The 14942-nt window shown below is 36.9% G+C and carries 18 protein-coding genes; 16 read left to right on the top strand and 2 right to left on the bottom strand.

Going from position 1 to position 14942, the window contains the following annotated elements; genetic code table 11:
* Nucleotides 1-13 precede the first annotated feature (13 nt).
* The 15 genes from J678_RS10475 (at nt 14) to pyrF (ending at nt 11252) form a co-directional block, all read left to right on the top strand.
* Complete coding sequence (locus tag J678_RS10475) at nt 14-622, top strand: TetR/AcrR family transcriptional regulator (protein WP_000375838.1); 609 nt, start codon at nt 14-16, stop codon at nt 620-622.
* A 12-nt stretch (nt 623-634) separates the two neighbouring features.
* Complete coding sequence (locus J678_RS10470; protein WP_002049902.1) at nt 635-1186, top strand: type II secretion system protein; 552 nt, start codon at nt 635-637, stop codon at nt 1184-1186.
* Nucleotides 1176-1556, top strand: coding sequence for a type II secretion system minor pseudopilin GspI (gene gspI / locus J678_RS10465; protein ID WP_004709113.1), 381 nt, complete (start codon nt 1176-1178; stop codon nt 1554-1556). The genes J678_RS10470 and gspI overlap by 11 nt, the downstream gene beginning before the upstream one ends.
* Entirely contained in the window at nt 1556-2371 is an 816-nt protein-coding gene (gspJ, locus tag J678_RS0104095) for a type II secretion system minor pseudopilin GspJ (RefSeq protein WP_017392855.1), read from the top strand. The genes gspI and gspJ overlap by 1 nt, the downstream gene beginning before the upstream one ends.
* Nucleotides 2371-3330: a type II secretion system minor pseudopilin GspK gene (gene gspK, locus J678_RS10460; protein ID WP_004709110.1), complete on the top strand. Its 960-nt coding sequence runs from the start codon at nt 2371-2373 to the stop codon at nt 3328-3330. The genes gspJ and gspK overlap by 1 nt, the downstream gene beginning before the upstream one ends.
* A 229-nt stretch (nt 3331-3559) precedes the next feature.
* A complete protein-coding gene (locus tag J678_RS10455; protein WP_004887474.1) occupies nt 3560-4156 on the top strand; it encodes a 6-pyruvoyl trahydropterin synthase family protein in 597 nt (198 codons plus the stop codon).
* Between the two features lie 50 nt (nt 4157-4206).
* Nucleotides 4207-4920: a uracil-DNA glycosylase gene (ung, locus tag J678_RS10450; RefSeq protein WP_002049829.1), complete on the top strand. Its 714-nt coding sequence runs from the start codon at nt 4207-4209 to the stop codon at nt 4918-4920.
* Nucleotides 4917-6041: an enoyl-CoA hydratase/isomerase family protein gene (locus J678_RS10445; protein WP_017392854.1), complete on the top strand. Its 1125-nt coding sequence runs from the start codon at nt 4917-4919 to the stop codon at nt 6039-6041. Before ung ends, J678_RS10445 begins: the two co-directional genes overlap by 4 nt.
* Before the next feature lie 6 nt (nt 6042-6047).
* Nucleotides 6048-6551 carry a tRNA adenosine(34) deaminase TadA gene (gene tadA / locus J678_RS10440; RefSeq protein WP_031944625.1) on the top strand — a complete coding sequence of 168 codons (504 nt, stop codon included), beginning with the start codon at nt 6048-6050 and terminating at the stop codon, nt 6549-6551.
* A 69-nt stretch (nt 6552-6620) separates the two neighbouring features.
* Nucleotides 6621-7061, top strand: coding sequence for an SRPBCC family protein (locus J678_RS10435; protein WP_002050033.1), 441 nt, complete (start codon nt 6621-6623; stop codon nt 7059-7061).
* Nucleotides 7062-7071: 10 nt separating this feature from the next.
* Nucleotides 7072-7758 (top strand): (d)CMP kinase, encoded by a 687-nt coding sequence (gene cmk, locus J678_RS10430; RefSeq protein ID WP_017392853.1) that lies wholly within the window; start codon nt 7072-7074, stop codon nt 7756-7758.
* 104 nt (nt 7759-7862) lie between these two features.
* Nucleotides 7863-9536 (top strand): 30S ribosomal protein S1, encoded by a 1674-nt coding sequence (gene rpsA, locus J678_RS10425; RefSeq protein ID WP_002050239.1) that lies wholly within the window; start codon nt 7863-7865, stop codon nt 9534-9536.
* 156 nt (nt 9537-9692) lie between these two features.
* Nucleotides 9693-9995 carry an integration host factor subunit beta gene (locus tag J678_RS10420; protein WP_002050043.1) on the top strand — a complete coding sequence of 101 codons (303 nt, stop codon included), beginning with the start codon at nt 9693-9695 and terminating at the stop codon, nt 9993-9995.
* 24 nt (nt 9996-10019) lie between these two features.
* On the top strand, nt 10020-10385 hold the full coding sequence (locus J678_RS10415) for a lipopolysaccharide assembly protein LapA domain-containing protein (protein WP_002049904.1): 366 nt from the start codon (nt 10020-10022) through the stop codon (nt 10383-10385).
* A 168-nt stretch (nt 10386-10553) separates the two neighbouring features.
* Complete coding sequence (pyrF, locus tag J678_RS10410; RefSeq protein ID WP_025466100.1) at nt 10554-11252, top strand: orotidine-5'-phosphate decarboxylase; 699 nt, start codon at nt 10554-10556, stop codon at nt 11250-11252.
* On the opposite strand, the gene J678_RS10405 is transcribed toward pyrF, so the two are convergent.
* Together J678_RS10405 and J678_RS10400 are read right to left on the bottom strand one after the other, a co-directional pair.
* Nucleotides 11249-12160, bottom strand: a complete 912-nt coding sequence (locus J678_RS10405; RefSeq protein WP_017392851.1) for a lysine exporter LysO family protein — start codon at nt 12158-12160, stop codon at nt 11249-11251. The two genes, pyrF and J678_RS10405, sit on opposite strands and share 4 nt — an antisense overlap.
* A 46-nt stretch (nt 12161-12206) precedes the next feature.
* A complete protein-coding gene (locus tag J678_RS10400) occupies nt 12207-13754 on the bottom strand; it encodes a flavin-containing monooxygenase (RefSeq protein WP_079377365.1) in 1548 nt (515 codons plus the stop codon).
* A 121-nt stretch (nt 13755-13875) separates the two neighbouring features.
* Between J678_RS10400 and J678_RS10395 the strand changes: the two genes are divergently transcribed.
* Nucleotides 13876-14895 carry a helix-turn-helix domain-containing protein gene (locus J678_RS10395; RefSeq protein WP_017392849.1) on the top strand — a complete coding sequence of 340 codons (1020 nt, stop codon included), beginning with the start codon at nt 13876-13878 and terminating at the stop codon, nt 14893-14895.
* Nucleotides 14896-14942: the final 47 nt, after the last annotated feature.

Here is a 14942-nt window from a genome sequence, read left to right as displayed (position 1 = left end):
TAATTGCGTGAAGATGGACCGTCAAGCTCAGTTCCGAGCAAGAGAAGCGTTAATATTTCAAGTTGCGGAACAGTTGTTGTTAGAAAATGGCGAAGCCGGAATGACACTTGATGTGCTGGCTGCTGAGCTTGATTTGGCAAAAGGTACTTTGTACAAACATTTTCAAAGCAAAGATGAATTGTACATGCTGTTAATTATTCGTAATGAGCGCATGCTACTCGAAATGGTCCAAGACACTGAGAAAGCTTTTCCAGAGCATTTGGCTTTCTTTATGTTGCATCATTTGCACCACCCGGAACGAACAGTTTTGTTCCATCAAATTGAAGAAAAGCTTTCGATTACAGCACAAGGTGTGCATCATCTTTTTAATGAACTGTATCAAGTAAGAAAACAGCGCTTACGTATTATTATTCGTATGACTGATCATTATTTAGAATCAATCCAGAGTCATATGACTACGCGAGATTACTTGGCTTCAATTTGGTCCCTTACTCATGGAGCTGCGGCAATTCTGAATTCAAGTTTTTACCAACGTTATTTGGGTTCAAGAGACACTTTGAGAGTAGCTTATATTGATCAGGCGTTGGCCTTACCGAAACAAGCAGTTGAACAATACGCTTAATAATAGGTCAATATGAAATTGAAATCATTTCAATCACAAAAAGGCTTTACCCTCATAGAGGTGATGGTAGTCATTGTGATTATGACAATTATGACTTCACTTGTTGTATTGAATATCGGTGGTATAGACCAAAAAAAGGCAATGCAGGCAAGAGAGTTATTTCTACTCGATTTACAGAAAATTAATAAAGAATCACTAGACCAATCACGTGTATTAGCGTTAGAAACTCATGGTGAGACAGATGTCTCACCATTTTCTTATGAATTATACGAATATCACGATCAAAGCACTTTACAAGTACAAGACTTAAAAAATCGCTGGCAGAAATATACTGAATTTAAAACACGACAACTTCCTGCGCATGTGTCTTTTTCAGTACAGCCTTTAGATGGCGAGAATTATTCTAAAGCTAAAAATACCGATTTGGTTGGTGGACAAACACCTCAGCTTATCTGGTTTGGCAATGGAGAAGCCAAGACCGTTAAAATACAATTTTATCTAGAGCAAAAACCGATTGGTTCAGAAATACAAATAGATCATTTGGGTAAAATAAATGAAATCTAAAGGCTTTACCCTCTTAGAAGTTATGGTTGCTTTGGCAATCTTTGCAGTAGCAGCTGTTGCTTTAACTAAAGTGGCAATGCAGTACACTCAGTCTACTTCTAATGCCATTTTAAGAACTAAAGCTCAATTTGTAGCTATGAATGAAATTGCTATGATGGAGATTAATCAAGAGTGGTTGCAGGGTACTCAAAGTAAGCAAGTAACTTCTCAAGGTGAGACTTGGCAGATTGATAAATCAGCTGAATCAACTGTTAGCCCTAATGTTCAAAAAATTGATGTACAAGTTAGCTTATATGATCCGGATAAGGGAAAAGTACAAAACGGTATTACTCATATGGTCTTTTTTAATTATCCAGTGAAAGCAAAATAATGATAAAAAATAAGAATTTTCGAATTCAAAGCATTGCTTCTCATCTTAGAGCTCAGTCGGGTGTTATTCCGACTGACTACTCTGGGCATAGCTCTTCGTCTTACGCTCAGACAAAGCTTCGCTTTAGAGAGCCTCACACTCGAAACATGGTTTCTCGTCTTGCGGCGCGATCGAGCAATGCTCGATTAACTCGCACCTCAGGATTTACGTTGGTTGAATTGTTAGTTGCGATTGCTATCTTTGCGGTCTTATCTTTATTGGGGTGGAAAATTTTCGATTACTTGCTTAAAGTTCGTGACCGTAATGCTGAACATGAAGTGCATTTGTTTGAGTTACAAGATGCTTATCAACAAATTCTTCGTGATAGTCTGCAAATTATTCCTTTATCTGCAAATCAAGGTGGCCAACTTCATCCAGCTTTAGAAATTGATAATCAAATTCTGCGTTTTAGCAAAGCAGGTGTAACGGATCCTTTAAAACAAGGTTTATCACCGTTTGAACGAATTGAATATCGTTATGATGCAGACAAAAAAAAATTATATCGTCTTAAATATACAAATTTGAATACTTCGAATAATGAGCAACCTTTATCGAGTACCTTGCTAAGTCAGGTTGACCAATATCAGATTATGGTTTTGACTCCGCAAGAGGTAACAAAGTGGCCTGAGGTTAATATTGATCCAACAAAGCCTAACGAATTGAAAAAATTACCGAAAGGAATAAAAATTCAACTTACTGTAGCAGGAGTAAGTTATGAATGGATCTATAGCTTAAATCAAAGTAATTTATCGCTTTCCCCACAAGGTGGCTCATAATGTTTAAAAATTATAAGCACCAACAGGGTGTCGCTTTACTGACAATACTTATTATGGTTGCCTTGGCTACAATTTTAGCTGCTTCTATTGCCAAACATCAAAATAATACTATGGAAAATACAGCTTATTTAATGCGTCAAAATCAATCTTTGCTCTATGCAAAAAGTGCAGAAGCTTTTTTTTCGGAGTTATTAATTCAAGATGCAAATAATGCGGGTGGAGTAGATCATTTAAAAGAGACATGGGCACAACCTATGCCACCGTTCCCAGTAGAAGATGGTTCTGTCTCAGGGCGTTTGCTTGATGAGTCGGGGAAATTTAACTTAAATAATTTGACCAATGGGGAAGGGATGGTAAATGAAGATGCTAAAAGTTGGTTTGAACGTTTGCTTGTGCGAGTAGGTTTACCTGCTGAGCTAAGTCAGGCTGTGATTGATTGGCAAGACCCAAATGATGAGCCAGCTGGACCAATGGGAGCAGAAAGTAGTTATTATCAAGGCTTAGATCCTAGCTATATGGCTGCGAATACTAAATTTCACCGTATTGAAGAGTTAAAGCTAGTTAGAGGCTTTGATGGGAAAAAATATGATTTGATCGCCCCATATATTTCTGCTTTGCCAGAAAATACGAAATTAAACATCAATACTGCTTCACCATTGGTTTTAGCAAGTATTGATGAAAAACTAGATGTTGGAGCGATCGAAAAAGAATTACAGGCGCGACAGCAAAATTTAAAGTTCTTCCAAAATGTTGATGAATTGTGGCAATTGAGTGCTTTTTCAGCGGTTGATAGTCAAAAGAAAAAGCAGGCAAGTGGTCTTATTGATGTTAAATCTAACTTCTTTCAAGCTCAAATTGAAGTTGTTCTAAACAATAGGAAGCGCCAGTTTACTAGCGCCTTAATGCGAAAAGATAAGCAAGTATATGTCTACTCAAGGAGTTTGGCTCCATTTAACTAAATAAATTTATTGATATTTTTCCTAAGTCTGTAATACTTGAAGCTTATTAATAAAAGGGATGAGGTCATATTTCTGTATAGACAATATTTAAAGTAAAAATCAATATCTTCAAAATTCCTTCACATCTCTTATCATACTTTTTGCTAATTGTTTCTATTTGAAAAGTGGTGCGAAGTTTTTATCTTTTGCTTTATAATAATGTTCTTAGAAGGAATGATCGATTTGGCACATGTTAATTCGTAAGTTATTTAAGTTTGAAAATGCACATGTAGTACGTAACTGTACATCAGATCGTTGTAAGCGATCGATTCATGGGCACAGTTATAAAGTCGAGTTATTACTTAAAGCTTCGAAATTAGATCATGGACAAATGGTATATGATTTTGGACTATTAAAAGGTGTGATTAAGGACCTTTTTGATAGTTTTGATCATGCGATTTGTTTCTGGGAAAAAGATGATCCACAATATATCGATGCTTGTAAAACTTTTAGTGCACGTTGGATTTCTTTACCAGTGTCTCCATCTGCCGAGCAATTTTCTCGTATTTTCTTCTATCTAGCTCAGCAAGTATTAAAATCAACCATTACCCAAAATGGGGAAGGTGATGTTGAAGTTTATTCAGTGATTGTTCATGAAACTGATACAGGGTATGCCCAAAGTTTTCTTGAAGATATTCAAAATGAACAAATGGGACTACTAAACCTTGAAGGTATTGTTTTCTCAGAACAAGTTCAATCTGAATGGACTGATCCACAAATGTATGAAAATTTAAAACAAGGGATTAAGTTTCAGAATCCATATGTTAACTTACAAGTAGAAGTGTAAGTTAACGTCCTTTTGTTTGTAGAAATGAAAATTGATCTAGGATGACATTAATGCAATTAACTGAGCAACAGCAAGACAAACTCAGTAAAGTTCAATTAGAAGAAAGCTGGAAAAGATCATTAACTCCATTTTTGCTGAGTCCTTACATGGATAGTTTGCGAGACTTCCTGTTTCAACAGAAGCAGGCTCAAAAAACAATATATCCACCAAGTAAACAAATTTTTAATGCGTTAAATATTACACCTTTAGATCATGTAAAAGTCGTGATTTTAGGGCAAGATCCATATCATGGACCGAATCAGGCAAATGGCTTAAGTTTCTCTGTACAAAGAGGGGTTGCATTACCTCCATCTTTACGTAATATTTTTCATGAATTAAATACAGATTTAGGTGTACCAATTTCGCGTCATGGTGATTTAACCAAATGGGCCGAGCAAGGTGTACTTTTATTAAACAGTGTACTTACTGTAGAAGCAGGACAGCCCACATCACACCAAAAACAAGGTTGGGAAGAGTTTACTGACGCAGTAATTGATGTCTTAAATGAACAACGCGAGCACATTGTTTTTATTTTATGGGGTGCTTATGCACAACGTAAAGGGCAACGTATAAATAGAGAAAAACACTTAGTTTTAACTGCTGCACATCCATCACCACTTGCGGCTAATCGTGGTGGTTTTTTTGGTTGCAAAGTGTTTTCAAAAACAAATCAATATTTGAAACAACATGGCATTGAGCCCATAGACTGGCAATTGGACGCATGATGAAATCTCCCAATGTAAATAGCTATCATCCGGATTTGGTAGTTGAAGAAGCGAAAAATGGTTGGCGTATAGTACGTTTGAATCGACCTAAATCATTACATGCTTTAGATGAATCAATCGTAACGGCTTTATTACGAGTATTTGAAGACTTCCGTGATGATGAGCGAGTGAAAGCAATTTGGTTGGACTCGACAACACCAAAAGCTTTTTGTGCAGGCGGAGATGTACGCAAATTACGTCAGCTGGTCATTAATCAAGAAGTAGAAACAGCAAATAAGTTTTTCCAGCAAGAATATGCTTTGGATTTACTTTTGCATAATTATGCAAAACCAGTTGTTGTATGGGGCGAAGGTTATGTAATGGGGGGCGGTTTAGGCTTGTTTATGGCTGCACCTTTCCGCTTAGTTACACCATATTCACGTTTGGCAATGCCTGAAATTAATATTGGCTTATACCCAGATGTAGGTGCAAGCCGTTTCCTTGCTGACCGTGGGCAAATTGGTTTATTTACTGGTTTGACGGGTTCTATCATGACTGCCGCTGGGGCCTACAGCATTGGTTGGGCGACGCATATTTGCGAAGCACAACGTGATAATGTTCTGCAAAAAGTACTGAATATTAATTGGGCTCACTATCCTGCAGGTGATTTCCGTGCGATTGACGATACTTTAAATAGTTTGCACCGTCCGGTTGCAGCAGGACCATTGCAAAATTCTTTAGACGTTATCCATAGCGTTTGTCGTGGTTCAAGTTTTGAACAAGACTATCAGGCGATTGTAAGCTTACGCGATGCAAGCAGTGATTGGTTGCGTCAAGCTAGTGAAAACTTACAAAAGGGTTCGCCAAGTACAGCAGCGATTACTTGGTTGTTATGGCAATGGGGTAAACAAGTTCATTCTTGGGACGAAGTTTTTGATCTGGAAGCGCAAATTTCTGAATGGAAAATTCGCCACCCTGACTTTGTGGAAGGTGTGCGTGCACGTTTAGTCGATAAAGATTTATCGCCAGAGTGGAAAGCATGTGAAGACCTTACATTAAGAGGCATTTTGGCCGATGACCCACCAATTACGACTATTGATAGCTGGAATGCATTACTTAGACAGTATGGTGTAGTGTCATAATAAATAATGTCTAAATTTAGTGATGAGTATTGGATGCAGCTTGCTTACGAGCAAGCTGAATTAGCAGCCGAGCAGGGGGAAATTCCTGTTGGGGCTGTAATTGTAAGCCAAAATAAGTTAATTGGAGCTGGTTTCAATGCTCCAATTGGTTTATCTGATCCTACAGCGCATGCAGAAGTTCAAGCTATTCGTTCGGCTTGCCAATTATTAAAAAATTATCGTTTACCTGAAGACGCGACTTTATACGTTACGCTTGAGCCATGCACAATGTGTGTGGGAGCTTTGGTACATGCAAGAATTAAACACGTTGTATTCGGGACAGTAGAGCCTAAAGCAGGCTCACTAGTGAGTACACGTCAATTATTAGAAAATGGTTATTACAACCATAAATTTACTTTTGAGCAGGGATGTTTACATGAAAAATGTGCTCAGCAGTTAAGTCTTTTTTTTAAGCAAAGACGTGAACAAAAGAAACAAGAGAAGCAACAAAAATCGTCCTTAAATGATTAAAAAATGTCATGTGGTTATGGCAAACTAACGCCGTTTCATTGACATGATTTATTTAAATAAGGAACTTTCATGCGTAATGTAATTACTATACAAAAAGAATTTAATGCTCCTCTTAGTGATGTATTTAACCTGCTTTCTAAACATGCAACTTACAATAAGGCATTTGCTCCATTACAAGTGGTACGTGTAAAAGACTCAGTAGATCCTGAAAGACCCGATGGGGTTGGTTCTGTTCGTCGTATGGGGTTTGGTACGATTAAACCACTTAAAGAAGAAATCACTTATCTCGAAGAAAACAAGCGTATTGAATATAAATTGATTGATAATCCCTTAGTTAAGCACCATTTAGGTCGTATCGAGTTTTCTGAAATAACTCCATATATTACTTTGGTTACTTATCGTATCGAATTAACGGCAAAAGCTCCTGTTGTAAGTAAATTAATTCTTGCACAGCTAAAACTAGCGATTACACTAGGCTTTTCGAGATTAGCTAAAGCATTTGCTTCTTAGTGAGAGTTCAATGACAGTTCAAATTATTACTATTGATGGTCCGAGTGGTTCGGGTAAAGGAACACTAGCGGCAAAACTTGCTGCTTATTATCAATTTCATTTACTCGACTCTGGCGCCTTGTATCGTTTGTTAGGGTTGTCATTACATAAACATGATTTGTTAGAAAAATTAGATAGCCATTTAGATGAGTGTGTGAAATATGCTCGTCAGCTTAATATCAAGTTTGAAACTTCAGCAGAGGGAACATTGGTTTTCCTTGATGGAGAAGATGTATCACAAACTATCCGTACAGAGCGAGTTGGAGAATATGCTTCTAAAGTTGCAGCAATACCAGAGCTTAGACAAGCACTTTTTGAGCGTCAAAGAGCCTTTGCGCAAACTCCTGGTTTAGTGGCAGATGGCCGAGATATGGCAACATCAATTTTCCCTGAAGCGAATGCAAAAATTTACCTGACAGCTTCGGCGGAGTCTCGTGCTGAGCGAAGAGTAAAACAGTTGCAGGGCATGGGGCTAGATGCTAAAATAAACGACATTTTAGCTAATATACAAGCGCGTGACAAAAGAGATATGGAGCGGGAAGTAGCTCCTCTCAAGCCAGCCGCAGATGCTTATATTATTGATAGTTCGGAATTAACGATCGATCAAGTATTTAAGTTAATGGTTGAGTATGTCAATAGCCGTACTATTAGCAACTAAGATTATCAGTTGACGCATAGCTTGATCAGTCTATAAAGACTATGTTGATACTTAACTAAACCGGCCTTGTCTGATCCAAGACCGCTGACTTTATCAGGTATATCATGACCGAATCTTTTGCAGCCCTCTTTGAAGAAAGTGAATTAAACCTCAACGTTGAAAAGGGTGCAGTCATCCAAGGTGTTGTTGTAAACATCGATAGCGACTGGGTTACTGTTGACACTGGCCTTAAATCAGAAGGCATTGTTGACCGTGCTGAATTTTTAAATGAACAACGTGAACTTGAAGTTCAGGTTGGTGACACTGTTGACGTAGTTGTTGAGGCTCTTGACAACGGTATGGGTCAAACAGTTTTATCACGTGAAAAAGCTAAACGTGCTGAAACTTGGACTAAACTTGAAAAAATCTTTGAAGATGGCGAAATCGTTACTGGTGTTATCTCTGGTAAAGTTAAAGGCGGTTTCACTGTTGACATTGGTCCTGTTCGTGCGTTCTTACCAGGTTCATTAGTTGACACTCGTCCTATCCGTGACACTACTCACCTTGAAGGTAAAGAGTTAGAGTTTAAAGTAATCAAACTTGATGCTAAACGTAACAACGTTGTTGTATCTCGTCGTGCTGTTATGGAAGCTGAATCTTCTGCTGACCGTGAAGCATTACTTGCTCAACTTGAAGAAGGTCAAACAGTTACAGGTACTATCAAGAACCTTACTGATTACGGTGCATTCGTTGATCTTGGCGGTATTGATGGTCTTCTTCATATCACAGATATGGCTTGGAAGCGTATCAAGCATCCTTCAGAAGTTGTTGAAGTTGGTCAAGAAGTTACTGTTAAAGTACTTAAATTTGACCGTGAACGTAACCGCGTATCTTTAGGCCTTAAACAATTAGGCGAAGATCCATGGTTAGCGATCATGAGCCGTTACCCTAAAGGTTCTATCGTTAAAGCACGTGTTACTAACTTAACTGACTACGGTTGTTTCGCTGAAATCGCTGAAGGCGTTGAAGGTTTAGTACACGTTTCTGAAATGGACCACACTAACAAAAACATCCACCCATCTAAAGTTGTTCAGATCGGTGACGAAGTTGATGTTATGGTTCTTGAAGTTGACGAAGAACGTCGTCGTATCAGCCTTGGTATCAAACAAACTCGTGCTAACCCATGGGAAGAGTTTGCTAAGTCTCATGAGAAAGGCGAAAAAGTTTCAGGCACAATTAAGTCTATCACTGACTTTGGTATCTTCATTGGTTTAAATGGCGGTATCGACGGTCTAGTTCACTTGTCTGATATTTCTTGGAACGAACAAGGCGAAGAAGCTATTCGTCGTTACAAGAAAGGTGACACTGTTGAAGCAGTTATCTTGTCTGTAGACGCTGAAGGTAACCGTATCAGCCTTGGTATCAAGCAATTGAACAGCGATCCGTTCAATGATTTCTTAGCTGCTAACGAACGTGGTGCTTTAGTTAAAGGTACTGTGACTGCAGTTGATGCTCGTGGCGCAACTGTTAAGTTAGCTGACGAAGTAGAAGCTACTCTTAAAGCTTCTGAAATCAACCGTGACCGCGTTGAAGATGCAACTAAATTCTTAGAAGTTGGTCAAGAAGTTGAAGCTAAAATCATCAACGTTGATCGTAAATCTCGCTCTATCAACTTGTCTATCAAAGCGAAAGACGAAGCTGAAGAGAAAGAAGCAGTAGCTAACTTACGTACAGCATCAGCTTCTCAAGAAAATGGTCCTAAGACTATTGGTGACTTGATCAAAGCACAAATGAAGTAATAAGTTAACAAAGTACAGTTTCATGTAACGAAATTGTACTTTTTATACAAATTACTGTAAACGGTAGCGTAGTATTCAACATACTGCGCTACCGTTTTGTATTTAAACAGGTTATTATCAAACGACTTAGAGTAGTAATAAATAACGAGGTCGTAGATGACTACTGAAGCTCTTAATAAGTCTGATTTGATTGAACGCATTGCGCTAAAAAATCCACACTTGGCTGAGCCATTGGTGGAAGAAGCGGTTAAAATCATGATTGATCAAATGATCGAAGCTCTTTCGACTGACAATCGTATTGAAATCCGTGGTTTTGGTAGCTTTGCTTTACACCACCGTGAACCTAGAGTTGGTCGCAACCCAAAAACAGGTAAGTCAGTAGATGTTGCAGCGAAGGCTGTTCCACATTTTAAACCAGGTAAAGCACTCCGTGATGCAGTGAATGAATCTGGAAAATAAATAAAACTCATAAGTGGGGTGCCTATGCGTTATATTCTAATTGCATTACTCATTATTGTATTTGGCTATTCTTTAGCACTTGTTTTGCAGAACCCAACAGAACTTCCTGTTGATTTATTATTTACTCAAGTTCCTGCAATGCGTTTAGGTTTATTATTGTTGCTTACCTTGGCGCTTGGAATTGTAGTTGGACTTTTATTAGGTGTACAAGTTTTCCGAGTTTTCCAAAAAGGTTGGGAAATTAAACGCCTTAGAAAAGATATTGACCATTTGAGAAAAGAACAAATTCAAAGTGCTCAATTGGCAGCAGCAGAAGCAGCTGCAAATGTAAGACATGAAAAAACTGTGGTAGATGTTTATCCTCAAGATAAAAACTCTACTCCTTTATAATTATTCATAATACTACTCTTTATCTGGTTATAGAGAGTAGTATTTCCTCCCTATATTTCTCCTCATTCATTAAATTTAAAATCAATATTTTTTTATTCAAAAACTTGTCTTCATAGTTTTCTTTATTAGTAGCTGACTTGTCTATTATAATAGCGCTGATTTTATATGATGGAAGAAAGTCTCTTGAGTATCATTGTTGCGTTGGATGCTAAAAGCCAATATGACGCTTTAAAAATTGTTGAACAACTTGATCCTACATTATGCCGCGTAAAAGTAGGTAAAGAGCTTTTTACTCATGAAGGCCCATCTGTTGTAAAAAAACTTCAAGAAGAAAATTTCGAAGTTTTCTTAGATTTAAAATTTCATGATATTCCTAATACAACTGCTCAAGCTGTATGTGCTGCGGCAGACTTAGGTGTGTGGATGGTGAACGTACATGCATCAGGTGGTCGAAAAATGATGGAAACCTGTGTAGAGCGTTTAAAGGTTGGTAATTATCAAACTCAGTTAATTGCTGTAACAGTTTTAACTTCAATGGGTCGTGAAGACTTAAAAGATATTGGTTTAGATATTGAACCTGTAGAGCAAGTTAAAAGATTAGCTAAACTGACTAAAGAGAGTGGTTTAGATGGTGTAGTTTGTTCTGCTCAGGAAGCTAAAATTCTCCGTGAATTAATTGGACAAGATTTCTCTTTAGTTACCCCTGGAATACGTCCAGAAGGTAGTAATGCAGATGACCAAAAACGTATTGTGACTCCAAAACAAGCAATGCTTGATGGCTCTACCCATTTAGTTATTGGTCGTCCAATTACTAAAGCAGAAGACCCAACTCAAATGTTGAAGTCAATTCTTGCTTCGATTGCTTAAAAGTTTAAAAACACAGTAATTAAAAGTGGAGCGAGTAGGCTTAGAAGTAAGCCACTCATCATGGCGTGTGGTACATAATGTGTACCACATGACTGTTTTACCATTGCTAATGTTACATCCATCGAGGTAGCACCAGCGCTTGAAATTGCTGGACGTGGAAAACGCCATCCCATGGTGTACATGAGTAAAATTGCAACTATTTCTCTAAATAGATCTGTAAGTAAGGCAATTCCACCTAACTCAGCTGAATGTAATTGTGTAAATAAAATACCTGACATCGAATACCAGCCATAGCCTTGGGCTAAAGCCAGCATTTCATTAAGTGTAAAGTGATTGCCTAGTATAAAATAGTTAAGAAAACCAGCTATACATGAACCTATAAAAGCAGCTAAAGGTACAATAAGAATTTTCCAGCTTAACCATGTTCGGTTAAAATGGGTAAAAGCTAATTCGATGCCAATTAGAAAAATAAAAACTAATAACAGATACCAACTATTAAATGAAATATGTACATTTAGTCGAGTAAAAAGAATACCTAAAATGATACCTACAGTTAAAGCTAGAAATGCCTTAGCAATATTTTTTAGAGCATTGATAAAAAGCTGAAGTGAAATTTTTCCTTTAACACTTTCTTTATCAAAAATTGCGTAGGCGATTAAACAAGTAAAAAAAGAACCAAAAGATGTTGTAAATGCAATTAATAGAGCTGGTGGTAATATAGTAGATGGGTTATTAATTTGATCAAGTGCAAGTGTTAATTCTAAAGCAACACTTGTTAGTAAAATATATGAAAAATAGGGCAGAATTTTAAAAATAAACTGCCGAATATTTAATGAGAGTTTAGGACCAACAAAGTAACCAAAAGCTATTACAATAAAAATTTGAATAATGAGGCTAACAGATTGCATATAATAGATAGATTGTTATTAACCTATCTATTATGTATTGAACATTTTATGCTGCATAGCTCTTAGAGAACTTATTTAGCAGTAAATAATTTTTGGGGTTAACTTTACGGGTTTCTAACCAATACTTCCAAGTATAAGTTGGCCATAAAGAAAAGTTTTTCCCATCAGCAGCCTGATACCAACTATTACAACCGCCTGCTTGCCATACGGTACCTTGAAGTTGTTTCTGTATTTCTTCATTGAAAGTATCTTGGACTTCCGGTTTAATTTCTATAGCGTGTTGGCCAGATTTATCTACGAGTTCAATAAGTTGTAAAATATAATTAACTTGAGACTCAATCATAAAAATAACCGAGTTATGTCCTAAAACAGTATTTGGTCCAAGCAGTTGGAATAGGTTAGGGAAATTCTTGGTCACTATTCCATAATAACTTTCTGCACCGTTCTTCCACGCCTGCTTTAATTCAATTTGGTTACGACCAATACAAGTAAAATCTTTTAAGTAAATTCGGGGATCTGTAATAAAGCCAGTCCCATAAATCAAACAATCGATAGATCTTTCTTTTCCATCTTTTGTAATAATGCTGTGTTCTTTAATTTCTTGAATACTATCCGTCACTAATTCCACATTTTTACGGTTAAATGTCGGGAAGTATTTATTTGAAATAAGAATACGTTTACAGCCCATCAAAAAGTCTGGGGTAAGTTTTTTAGCTAATTCTTTATCTTTTACTTGGAAGCGTATAAAAGCTTCGGCTAGTTTTTGTCCATATTTCATGATTTGAGGCTGAACTATTGGCACAACGCGTGATTCGTTACTCCAATAAAGGCGACTACGATGAATTTGTCTATAAAGATTAGATGTTTTAAATAGAGCTTTACTTAAACTGGAGTATTTTCGCTCATCACGTGGAATAACCCATGCTGCTGTTCTTTGAAAGACATATAGTTGCTTAACATCTTTTGCGATTTCTGGAATATATTGAATCGCACTACCACCTGTGCCAATCGAAGCAACTGATTTACCTTTTAGGCTATAGCTATGTTCCCATTGGGAGGAATGAAAAGCTTTACCCTTAAATTTTTCAATACCTTGAATATGAGGGATTTGTGGAATATGTAATGGACCAGATGCAAATACTACAAATTGTGCTTCTAGAGAAGGTTGGTTGGCAAAATCTAACATCCATACATGTCTCGTTTCATCATACTGTGCATGTGTAACTTCATGATTAAACTTACAGTAGTTTTTAATTTGATATTTATTAGTTATATCTTGAATATAATCAAAAATTTCAGGGGCTTCAGCATAGCGTTTTGACCAGTCTGTTTTAGGTGCAAAAGATAAAGAATACATGTGTGACTGTACATCACAGGCAGCTCCTGGATACCTGTTTTCTCGCCAAGTTCCTCCTACATCAGTGGATTTTTCTAAAATAAGAAAATCTGTTTGCTTGTTCTGTAATAGACGAATAGCCATTGCAAGGCCACCGAATCCAGCACCAATAATTGCGATTTTAGTTTTTTGAGTAGCATGTTGTTTTGAATTTAGCATTGGAAACCCTGCATATGCGCTAAAGAGGATTGCAGGCAAGACTAACTTCTTTTGAACAGTTTAAACATGATTGTACCGACGTGAAAATTGATATATTCGGCAATTAATTTTATTACTTCTTTATAGTAAAACATTTCAGTCTAGGGAAATTGATAGAAGAATGAAACGATCGGCACTTGGTTTAATCTATTTAATTCAAGGAATGCGCAATGCGGGCATTGATGTCGACTCACGTTTGGCAGATATAGGTATAAAAGTAGATTCCTTAGACCCAAGCTCAACAATTCATGACAGTTTGGAATGGGATATACAACAAATTATTAGTGAGAATGTTGATCCTGAGAAAGGTTTGTTTATTGGGCAACACTATGCATTAGCAGGTTATGGTCCATTGTTAATGCTACTTGTAACAAGTCAAGATATACAAACTGCACTGGAAAAAGGGATACAGTATCAAAAACTCACTCATTTATTTGGCACTTTGAGTTTACAAGAAACCGAAAAACATATCATTCTTAACTATTTACCAGTCGACTTAAAAACAGAAATTGGTTTACTTCGTGCCCAGTGTGAAATTTCAGGGACTTATAAATTTATTCAAGATATTTACACCATGATGGGCTTATCAATGCCTAATATGCGTATAGATCTGCCATTCCCTAAACCGACTAATCCAGATACTGTTGCTCAATATTTCTCATATTATGGAGATGATCTGCATTTTAATTCTACACATGCAGCATTTAGCCTAAATAGGAATGTACTTGATATAAAAATTCCTTCAGCAGATATTATTACTCATCGTATCTATGAAGCTAAATGTATTAAAGAAATTAAACGATTAAATGAACAAGATCATCTAATACCACCTATTATTCAATATGTGCAAGATTATTTAGAGCTACAACAAGGAATTATCCCGAGCATGGCGGAAACCGCTTTTGCTTTAAAAATGCCTGAAAGGACATTAAGGCATCAATTGCAGCAGCTTAATACGAGTTATAAACAAATTCGTGAACAGATTATCAAGAATAAGGCACTTAAGCTTATGGAATATAAAGAGTATTCAATTGAAGTTATTGCAGAAGCACTTGGTTATTCTGAACCTGCCGCTTTTAATCATGCGTTTAAAAGATGGTTTGGACAGAGCCCTCGGCAATATGGAAAAGAGTTTTACTGAGCATAACTCTTGATGCTAAAAGCTAATGTGGTCGGACAAAATGTTCG

Origin of the sequence: Acinetobacter sp. 1424608 (genome assembly GCF_000588255.1) — a bacterium.
GTDB lineage: Bacteria > Pseudomonadota > Gammaproteobacteria > Pseudomonadales > Moraxellaceae > Acinetobacter > Acinetobacter nosocomialis.
Note: the sequence above shows the minus strand (reverse complement) of the source record. Positions and strands in the feature narration are given on the sequence as shown.

What these genes read in the sequence shown, in the direction of transcription:
- J678_RS10475 (WP_000375838.1), top strand. Translation starts at nt 14, where the DNA reads ATGGACCGTCAAGCTCAGTTCCGAGCAAGAGAAGCGTTAATATTTCAA.
- J678_RS10470 (WP_002049902.1), top strand. Translation starts at nt 635, where the DNA reads ATGAAATTGAAATCATTTCAATCACAAAAAGGCTTTACCCTCATAGAG.
- gspI (WP_004709113.1), top strand. Translation starts at nt 1,176, where the DNA reads ATGAAATCTAAAGGCTTTACCCTCTTAGAAGTTATGGTTGCTTTGGCA.
- gspJ (WP_017392855.1), top strand. Translation starts at nt 1,556, where the DNA reads ATGATAAAAAATAAGAATTTTCGAATTCAAAGCATTGCTTCTCATCTT.
- gspK (WP_004709110.1), top strand. Translation starts at nt 2,371, where the DNA reads ATGTTTAAAAATTATAAGCACCAACAGGGTGTCGCTTTACTGACAATA.
- J678_RS10455 (WP_004887474.1), top strand. Translation starts at nt 3,560, where the DNA reads ATGTTAATTCGTAAGTTATTTAAGTTTGAAAATGCACATGTAGTACGT.
- ung (WP_002049829.1), top strand. Translation starts at nt 4,207, where the DNA reads ATGCAATTAACTGAGCAACAGCAAGACAAACTCAGTAAAGTTCAATTA.
- J678_RS10445 (WP_017392854.1), top strand. Translation starts at nt 4,917, where the DNA reads ATGATGAAATCTCCCAATGTAAATAGCTATCATCCGGATTTGGTAGTT.
- tadA (WP_031944625.1), top strand. Translation starts at nt 6,048, where the DNA reads ATGTCTAAATTTAGTGATGAGTATTGGATGCAGCTTGCTTACGAGCAA.
- J678_RS10435 (WP_002050033.1), top strand. Translation starts at nt 6,621, where the DNA reads ATGCGTAATGTAATTACTATACAAAAAGAATTTAATGCTCCTCTTAGT.
- cmk (WP_017392853.1), top strand. Translation starts at nt 7,072, where the DNA reads ATGACAGTTCAAATTATTACTATTGATGGTCCGAGTGGTTCGGGTAAA.
- rpsA (WP_002050239.1), top strand. Translation starts at nt 7,863, where the DNA reads ATGACCGAATCTTTTGCAGCCCTCTTTGAAGAAAGTGAATTAAACCTC.
- J678_RS10420 (WP_002050043.1), top strand. Translation starts at nt 9,693, where the DNA reads ATGACTACTGAAGCTCTTAATAAGTCTGATTTGATTGAACGCATTGCG.
- J678_RS10415 (WP_002049904.1), top strand. Translation starts at nt 10,020, where the DNA reads ATGCGTTATATTCTAATTGCATTACTCATTATTGTATTTGGCTATTCT.
- pyrF (WP_025466100.1), top strand. Translation starts at nt 10,554, where the DNA reads ATGGAAGAAAGTCTCTTGAGTATCATTGTTGCGTTGGATGCTAAAAGC.
- J678_RS10405 (WP_017392851.1), bottom strand. Translation starts at nt 12,160, where the DNA reads ATGCAATCTGTTAGCCTCATTATTCAAATTTTTATTGTAATAGCTTTT.
- J678_RS10395 (WP_017392849.1), top strand. Translation starts at nt 13,876, where the DNA reads ATGAAACGATCGGCACTTGGTTTAATCTATTTAATTCAAGGAATGCGC.